Source organism: Bacteroidia bacterium (assembly GCA_040880525.1).
Lineage (GTDB): Bacteria > Bacteroidota > Bacteroidia > CAILMK01 > JBBDIG01 > JBBDIG01.
The window spans coordinates 1-9726 of the sequence record JBBDIG010000019.1 but is presented as its reverse complement, the minus strand read 5'-3'; the positions used below and the strand labels follow the sequence as shown (position 1 = coordinate 9726).

Below are 9726 nucleotides of genomic sequence, written 5' to 3'. Positions count from 1 at the left end.
GAGATCATGGTAAAAAAACATGGGCGAGTAGCCCCGAATGTACTTCATTAAAATTCAGGAAGAGGAATATACGCTAATGTACTTCTTTAGATGCCGAGTGTATTTCTTATAGAGGGAAGAATTGCTAAAAAATTACTTGTCGAATTTAGAGGAAATTCAGGTCTAACTCAAAAAGAAAAGGGCTGCCATCTATGAAGGCAGCCCTATCTGAAAAAAGTGGTATTTGATGAACTATTTTACTACAACAATTTTCCTGTGTACCACATGTGCATCAATCTGGATGCGCAGGAAGTAAACGCCAGCCCGAAGGTTGTGGATCTTCATAGGTCCATACTCAAAGCGGTTTACCACAAAGTTGCCTGCTGCATCAATAATCTGCACCTGGGCTTCTTTGCCTTCGGGAATGCTGATGTTGATGTCATGCCTGTCGCGGGCCGGGTTGGGATAAACTGTGATTTGATCAAACATCCGTTCAAATGCTTCTTCCTCAGCGATGTCAAAAGCTGATATGGCGCTTTCTTCATCATTTCCAGCATCTTCACCATCCTCATCAAAAAGGTTGGTCTCACGATGCACCAGGATTGGCGTGGGAACAGACGGCAGGTGATAGAAATACACAGCTCCCGCCAGGGCAGCTACTTCGCCATCGCCCTTTGCACCTACCATTGCCCAGTCTTCAGAGGCATCCACAGAGAATCCATAATCTTCATACGCGCCAGGCGTGGGTGCCACCAGCTTTTTGAACTGGCCCCAGCCGCCACTGTTGGCGAAGAGATAGGCAGAACCTGAGCGGATGCCGCTGTGGTCATCAGCATAGGCCCCTACAATGGCAGTGTCATTTGTAATGCCTACGGAATGGCCGAACAGATGGGTGGCATCGCCATCGCTCGCGGTGAGTTTACCTGTTTGCGCATACGTGCTAGCACCTTTCTGAAAGATGTAAGCCGAACCAGAGTTGTTGCCGTCATCATCATTACCATAAGCACCTACGATCACGGTGCTATCTACAACGGCCACTGATATACCGAATGAATCGCGGGTATCCAGGTCGCCTGAAACCAGCTTGCCCTCCTGCGCCCAGTTGCCTGCGCCATCATATTTCCAGACGTAAGCAGCACCGGCCTTTAAGAGCAATCCTGAGTTTTTGGTGGGCGATCCTGCCACCACGCGGTCTTCATACATATCCACGGAGAGACCGGTGTAGTCGTTGTGGTTTACGTCATTTGGCAACAGCGTTTCTGTGTGAGCCCAGGTGCCTGCAGATCTTTCATAAATATAGACTGCGCCTGATTGTGTGTAACCCGAGAGATCAGCCCCAAAACTTCCAATTGCGATTCGTTCCCCAAAGATTGCCACATCATAGCCATAGAAGTCGCCACGTTTGATGGTTGGAGCAGTTAGGGTTTGGAGTTCGACCCATGAGCCAGACCTGCGGGCAAACACGTAGGCTACACCGGTACCAAAGCCGAGGCTGTTTTCCTCGGGGGCTCCGATAATGGCGAGCGTATCATAAATGTCCACAGCAAAGCCGAATTTATCACCAGACTGGTTCGAGGTTGATGTGAGTTTGTCATGGCTTGTCCATGCCCCGCCAACTTTCTGATAAATATAAGCAGCCCCTGATTTAGGCCCATAAGTAGTATCCAGCGGGGCACCTGCTATTGCCCAGTCGCCTCTGATGGCTGTGGAATATCCTGCGCGGCCTGAACCAATACTGTCAGAAGGAGTAACCTTTACAACCGGAACAACCGCTCCTACAAATACATCAAATTCTGCAGAATCCTGGCAGCCATTGTCATCGGTCACCACCACCCAATAATTTCCTGAAGACAGCCCGGAAATATCTTCAGTGGTGTCGCTGTTGCTCCACGCGAAAGCATAAGGAGCAGTACCACCGGTAACTGTAATATTTATAGCCCCGTCAGAAGCGCCTGAACTGGATTCATCAGTTACATTGCCCGTAATCTCAATTGGTGTGGGTTCTGAAATTTCAACGGAATCCAGCAGGGTACATCCGTTGTCGTCCATAATAGTGACATAGTGCCATCCTGCAGGCAGTGAATCGGCTGTGGCAGTCATGTCGCCATTGCTCCAGATGTATTCATAAGGATTACTTCCCCCGGAAGCTGATGCTGTGGCCATTCCATTGCTGCCGCCATTGCAGGAAACATGATTGTCAACAGAGACAGAAACTGTCAGTAACGCAGGTTCGGTAATCTCTACCGAATCCGTGACCATGCAGCCATTTGAATCTGTCACCGTAACGTAATGCCATCCGGCTGCGAGGCTGTCGGCAGTTGCGGTCTTGTCGCCATTACTCCAACTATATGAATAAGGCGTTGTTCCTCCTGAAGCATTAGCAGTTGCTGCTCCGGTGTTTTCACCATTGCAAAGCACATGGCCAACTCCCGAAATGGAAACACTCAAAATAGCAGGTTCGGTTATCTCCACGGAATCCGTGACCATGCAGCCGTTGGAGTCTGTCACTGTAACGTAATGCCATCCGGCTGCGAGACTATCGGCAGTTGCCGTCATATCGCCATTGCTCCAGTTGTATGCATAAGGCGTTGTGCCTCCTGAAGGAGTAGTTGTTGCAGACCCGGTATTATCACCATTGCAAAGCACATCCGTTCCTGAAACAGACATGGTCAGTAAAGTCGGTTCTGAAATATTCACGGTGGCGGTATCTGCACATCCATTGCTGTCAGTAACTATCACGGTATAAGCACCAGCGGAGAGGGAATCAGCAATGGTTCCTGTATCGCCATTTGACCACTGATAAGAAAACGGTGCAGCTCCACCGGAAGTAGAAACAGTGGATGAGCCCGTATTTCCTCCATTGCAAAGTACGTCATTATCAATAGTAGAGAGGCCCAGCGAAGGACAACCCGGTGCAGGTTCAGTGATGATGACGCAAACGCTGTCTATGCAACCATTGTCATCTGTAACGACCACACAATATTGCCCAGCAGTAAGGCCTGAAATGTCCTGCGAGGTGGCTGAATTAGACCAAAGATAGGAGTAAGGTGATGTTCCTCCAGTGACAGTGAGATCAATTGATCCGTCAGAGCCGCCATTTGTAGAAACATTTGTACTGCTGTGGGTAAGGTCCAATACAGCAGGCTCAGTGATCTCTACTGAATCCGTCACCATACAGCCATTCGAATCTGTCACCATAACGTAATGCCATCCGGCTGGAAGGCTATCAGCAGTTGCCGTCATGTCGCCATTGCTCCAACTGAATTCATAAGGCATTGTGCCGCCAGATGCTGATGCTGTGGCCATGCCATTGCTTTCTCCATTGCAGGAAACATGATTGTCCACAGAAGTCGTAACAGTCAGTAACGCTGGTTCCGTAATTTCCACCGAATCAGTGACTATGCAGCCGTTGGAATCGGTAACGGTTACATAGTGCCATCCGGCTGCGAGGCTATCGGCAGTTGCTGTCATATCGCCATTGTTCCAACTGTATTCATAAGGCGTTGTGCCTCCTGAAGGAGTAGCTGTTGCAGACCCGGTGTTATCACCATTGCAAAGCACATCCGTTCCTGAAACTGACACGGTCAGTAAAGCCGGTTCTGAAATATTCACGGTGGCAGTATCTACACATCCATTGTCGTCAGTAACAATTACGGAATAAGCGCCTGCAGAGAGAGAATCAGCAGTGGTACCGGTATCGCCATTTGACCATTGATAGGTAAACGGTGCAGTTCCACCGGAAGTAGAAACAGTGGAGGATCCTGTATTGCCTCCATTGCAAAGCACGTCAGTATCAACGGTAGATAGGCCCAGGGAAGGACAGCCAGGTGCTGGTTCAGTGATGTTGACGCAAACGCTGTCTATGCAACCATTGTCGTCTGTAACTACCACACAATATTGTCCAGCGGTAAGGCCTGAAATGTCCTGGGTGGTGTCAGAATTAGACCACAGATAGGAGTAAGGTGATGTTCCTCCTAAGACGGTGAGATCAATTGAACCGTCAGAGCCGCCATTGGTGGAAACATCTGTTCTGTTGTGGGTAAGGTCCAATACAGCAGGCTCAGTGATCTCAACCGAATCCGTCACCATGCAGCCATTGGAATCTGTAACCGTTACGTAATGCCAACCGGCTGCGAGGCTATCAGCAGTTGGGGTCATGTCGCCATTGCTCCAATTATAGGCATAAGGCATGGTTCCACCTGATGGTGTCGCTGTTGCTGATCCGGTGTTATCACCATTGCAAAGCACATCCGTTCCTGAGGTTGAAACAGAGAGGGCAGGTGGTTCCAAAATCTCAACTGAATCCAGGATCATACAACCATTGTCATCCGTAACGGTGACATAATGAATTCCTGCAGCAAGGCTGTCAGCAGTTGAACCCGTATCACCATTGCTCCACTCATAGTTGTATGGGCCGGTTCCGCCAGTAACGTTGGCTGTTGCAGTGCCGCTATTGTTTCCATTGCACAATACATCGGTTCCTGAAGTTGAAACGGATAAGGCCGGTGGTTCTGTTATCTCTACAGAATCCAATGTCATGCACCCATTAGAATCAGTAATCGTAACGTAGTGCATTCCTGCGTCAAGGCTGTCAGCAGTTGAAGTTGTATCACCATTACTCCAGGAATAAGAATAAGGAGTTGTTCCGCCTGAAACATTGGCTGTGGCCGTTCCGGTGTTATCGCCATTGCATAGCACATCGGTTCCGTTCACCGTTACGAGCAATTCACTGGGTTCGTTGATTACAAAGTTGGTGCTGGTACTACAATTATTGTTGTCAACCACCGTGAGCGAATAAGCCCCGGCACTCAATGTATCTGCCATGATGCCCGTATCCCCATTACTCCAGTTATAGGAATATGGTGAGGCACCACCGGTCACGACTGCCGTGGCCGTACCATCATCACCACCATTACAGGAAACATCAGTGGAATCGACTGTTACGGAAAATCCGGCACAGCCGGGCTCGTTGATTATAACGCAGAGGCTGTCCTGACACCCATTGTCATCGGTCACCAACACGCAGTACTGCCCCGCGGTAAGGTTGTTTATGTCCTGAGTGTTGGCATTATTGCTCCACAGATAAGTATAAGGAAATGTTCCGCCTGATACGCTCAGGTCGATTGAACCGTCATTGCCTCCGGAAGTGGAAACATCTGTATGGTTCTGGCCAAGTGAAAGGAGTGAAGGCTGTGTGATCTCCACTGAATCCATTACCTGGCAACCATTTGAATCAGTAACAGTGAGGTAGTGCATTCCGGCCGGGAGGCTGTCTGCCGTTGCCGTTGCATCCCCATTGCTCCACTGATAAGAGTAGGGGGGAGTGCCACCATTTACAGAAGCCGTGGCAGTGGCCGTGCTGTCACCATGACACAATAGATCAGTGTTATTAATGGATATGGTAAGTGCTGCAGGCTCGTTGACCTGAATAGATGCTGAATCTATACATCCGAAAAAGTCGGTAACCACCACCTGGTAAATTCCGGCTGGCAAAGAGTCGGCTGTTGCCGTAATGTCCCCATTGCTCCAGGCGTAAGAATATCCCGGTGTTCCGCCACTTACTGATACCGTAGCGGTTCCATCGGCAGCTCCATTACAGGTTACATCCGTTGAGTCAAGATTCAACACCAAAGCCGGACGTTCATTGATTATAACAGAATCGGATCCCATACAACCATTGTCGTCAGTTACCTGCACATAATATATCCCGGCAGCAAGACTGTCTATGGCCGCGGTGGTTTCACCGTTGCTCCAGTTGTAACTGAATGGGGATGTCCCGCCAAATACATTGACCATGGCAGATCCGGTGCTGTCTCCATTACAATTCACATCGTTATGTGGAATTGAAGTGGTCAGTGCAGAGGGCTGTGTTATAGTTACCGAATCATTGCCGGTGCAGCCGTTAACATCAGTTACGGTTACATAGTGCGTACCGGCAGGGAGGCTGTCAGCAGTTTGGGTCATGTCGCCATTGCTCCAACTGTAGGAATATGGCGATTGCCCACCTGATACGAATGCAGTTGCAGAACCTGTACTATCATTGTTGCACTGGGCATTGCTGGAATTGAAGTTAATGGTGATTGGCGGCTGCTGGTTAATCAGTACAGAATCCACAACCATGCATCCTTTGGAGTCGGTTACAGTTACTGTGTGATATCCGGCAGCAAGGCTATCGGCAGTTTGTGTGAGATCTCCGTTGCTCCAGCTATAGGAATAGCCGCCATTTCCACCGGAAACCAGCGCCCTTGCAGAACCTGTGCTGTCTCCGCTGCAGTTTACTCCTACCACCGGACTGAAAAATACAGAAAGCGGACTGGGTTGGGTAATGTTGAAATTTTCTGTTTCCTGGCATCCATTAGAATCAGTAACCGTTAAGGAGTACCCGCCAGCAGTTTTGCCAAAGATGGAATCCACGGTTTCGTTTGAACTCCACAAATAGCTGTATGGGGCCATTCCTCCGGTCAGGTTGGAAACATAAGCTGAGCCATCATTTCCGCCATTGCAACTTACCGGAGTGGTTGATACGCTCAGGTTTATTGCGGGGGGATTGCTGAGGATGACAGAATCCCTGACCTCGCAGTTATTATTGTCTGTAACAGTCACCACGTAAAGTCCTGCGGACAGGCTGCCGATGCTGTCAGTGGTGTCATTATTTGACCAGTCATAGGTATACGGTGTAGCCCCACCAGTCACTGTTACAATAGCATAGCCGTCATTCCCTCCGTTGCAGGACGGGTTTTGCCAATTAATGTTAGTGAAAATACCCGGACAGGCCCCTGTGTATTCATCTGCTCCCACGAATGGTGTGGTTGTACGCGGGTCCTCGTCAATGTCCTCGGGTACTTCAGCAAGTAAATCCATTCCGATATTGGCAAGTGATGAATCCGTAAGGTGCAGGTCAGTGGTTGAAACGAACCGGGGATCCAGCGTATCAGAATTTGCATCCTGACCTGAAGTAGTTTGCCAGGCACCAAAGCTGTTAACAACCGTATTAAACCAACGGCCAAATGTGGATCCGGTCCAATAAAAATCATTATGGTCCGATGTATCAATGTTGGTCCCATTAGTAAAGTAGACGGTTGGTCCACCACCTGAATTTGAGAAAATATTGTTCACAACTCTAATCGGTCCCTGATGCCAAATGATGGCAGCGTAAATGTTGCTATTTGAAGAGTTGGAAAGATGAACACTATTGTGATAAAAATTCTGATATGAGCAATGCTGAATGTCTACTGTACTTCCATTGGTATGAGTCTGCAGCATGTTGTTGTATATCTTTCCCTCTTTGCCTGAAGACGCATCACAGTCCCATAAACGCAAAGCTGTTCCTCTTCCACCATTCACGTTATTCTTTGTAACCTCAATTGCACTATCACAGGTATGCAAGTAAATTCCCTCAAAAGTCGAGTGATTCCCTGCGGTGGTTATGTCATTCTCACAAACTTTAGCGAAATCAAATCGCTGGAGAAACACACCTCTGGAAAACTGATCTGTCAAGTTATTATCGTGTACATGAATGGGGCTCTCGTTAGCACAGGCTGAAGTATTCGAAATAAGGTGAATTGCCTCGGACCCGTCTGTAAATGCATTCATTGATACAGTAAAATCATCAGTGTAGACAGGATTGCCGAAGATCAAAGCTTTGTTAGTTGAAGTGGAATTACTACTATCACCAATAATCTCATTATTGATCAGGTTCACATTTCTGATATACGATTCGATCTCTAGCACCCGCCCATAAGTTGTACCCAAAGCCTTCAGCGTCAAATTCTGAAATGTGATACTTTCAGCACCTTTAAGTTTCACCGTGTAGTTAGAGTCTGTTACCAAAGAAGCATACTGAAGTATCACCAAAGTACGCACACCACTTGAAGATTGGAAAATGACACTATCTCCAGGATTGGTTTTAGAAATATTGGGAACGATCACTTGCTCGGTATATGTACCATTTGCTACGTTTATGATTACATTTCCGTTAATTCCCCGGGCTACCAATGAATCAATAGCAGCCTGGAATGTACCGAAATCAGTAGGAATGCTGTATGTTCCTGAAAGTGCAGAACCTCCAGCGGTAAATTCATCAGCGCCTATATCCGGTGGGTTTCCACGGGATTGCATATCAAAATCATGGGTTACGCGCCCGGTGGTTATTCCTGCACCATCCAAAACAGCAGAAATGGAGTGTAAGTCTGTGTCATTCAAAAATGCGGGATTCACCTCATAGGAATTGGCATCAAGGCCGGTGACAGATTGCCATTCGGCCAGATCATCCGGGAAAAAGTTTGTGAATGGAGATACGGGTAAAGCAAACCGGCCAAGATTACAGGTAGTACTGTAGAAAGCATTGTAATCAGAAATGAGGTTGACATTGCGATGGTAATACACTGCAGGCCCACCGCCTGAATTCGCGAAGATGTTGTTCCATACCCTGTTGTTGTCGCTGTTCTGCATTTGGATCGCATACTGAGACGTGCTTGTATTGTTGCTCTTGTGAACAGAATTATGAAAGATGTCGACGTAATCGTTAGAATTGAAATAGGCTCCATTACCATTATCCCGGGAGTGGAGGAAGTTGTTAGCCACCAGTCCGCGATTTCCCGCAGAGTTTTCAGTATGTTCTATCCGCATGGCTAGATTCTTCACATCATACACATAGTTGCCCAGCACCATGAGCGCGCTGTCATTGTCCCACAGATAAATGCCGTGGTATGCTGTATATTCATCATCAGATGTAATGTCATTTTCAATGACACTCAGGAAAAATACATCCTGGATGTACATACCGTTGCTGTAATTGCTTCTGAAGACATTATAAGCGATAAATGTACTGGTGGAGGTGGCGCAGTTGGTATTATTGGTAAAGCGAAGATCAATACCAAACGAACCTTCCCTTATGAGGTTATGCATGATTTTCAGATCAGTGGCACTGAGACCGTTGCCATAGATCACTGCATCATCCCGCTGGGCAGAATTCAGGTCCTGGCCTTCGATGATGTTGTTCTGGATATTGATCCGCTCGACCTTTGTGGCCAGGGCCAGGGCATTGCTGTAGGTGTTGCCATTGGCCCTGATGGTCAGGTGCTGAAGGGTAACGCCCTCAGCCTTGTCAAGCAAAACTGTCCAGTTAGAATCTGAAGCAGTGGAGCTGTATTGAATCACCACATCAGAACTGTCCTGTGTGGATGATTGGATGATGATGCTGTCAGCCGGTGATGAGCGCGGGATGTCCTTGATCTCCACCTGTTCGGTATAAGTTCCCGAAGCAATGTTAAGGATGATGTTCCCATTGATCCCTCGTTTGCTAAAGGAATCAATAGCGGCCTGTATGGTCCCGAAATCAGTGGGCACTGAATAGGTGCCCGCACTATAGGTGCCAGCCCCGCCTGTAAATTCATCGGCACCAATATCGGGTGGATTGCTGCGCGCCTGGCCGTCAAAATCATCGGTTACGCGCCCGGTAGTTATTCCTGCGCCATCCAGCATGGAGGATATGGAGTGCAGGTCAGTATCATTTACAAAGGCAGGATTTACCTCCAGGGAGTTCTGGTCCAGGCCGGTAATGCTTTGCCATTCGGCCAGGTCAACCGGGTAGAATATTTGAAAACTTGGACTGGTGCTGTCATAACGGCCCAGATTGCAGGCGGTGCTGTAGAAATTGTTGTAGTCTGACTGCAAGTCGTTTGGCCGGTGGTAATACACTGCGGGGCCGCCACCGCTGTTCGCAAAAATGTTGTTCCAGATCCGGTT

At 48.2% G+C, this 9726-nt stretch carries 1 protein-coding gene; it reads right to left on the bottom strand.

All coding sequences use genetic code 11. From position 1 onward, the window contains the following. Positions 1–231: 231 nt before the first annotated feature. A complete protein-coding gene (locus WD077_04920) occupies positions 232–9654 on the bottom strand; it encodes a T9SS type A sorting domain-containing protein (GenBank protein ID MEX0966558.1) in 9423 nt (3140 codons plus the stop codon). Positions 9655–9726 lie beyond the last annotated feature (72 nt).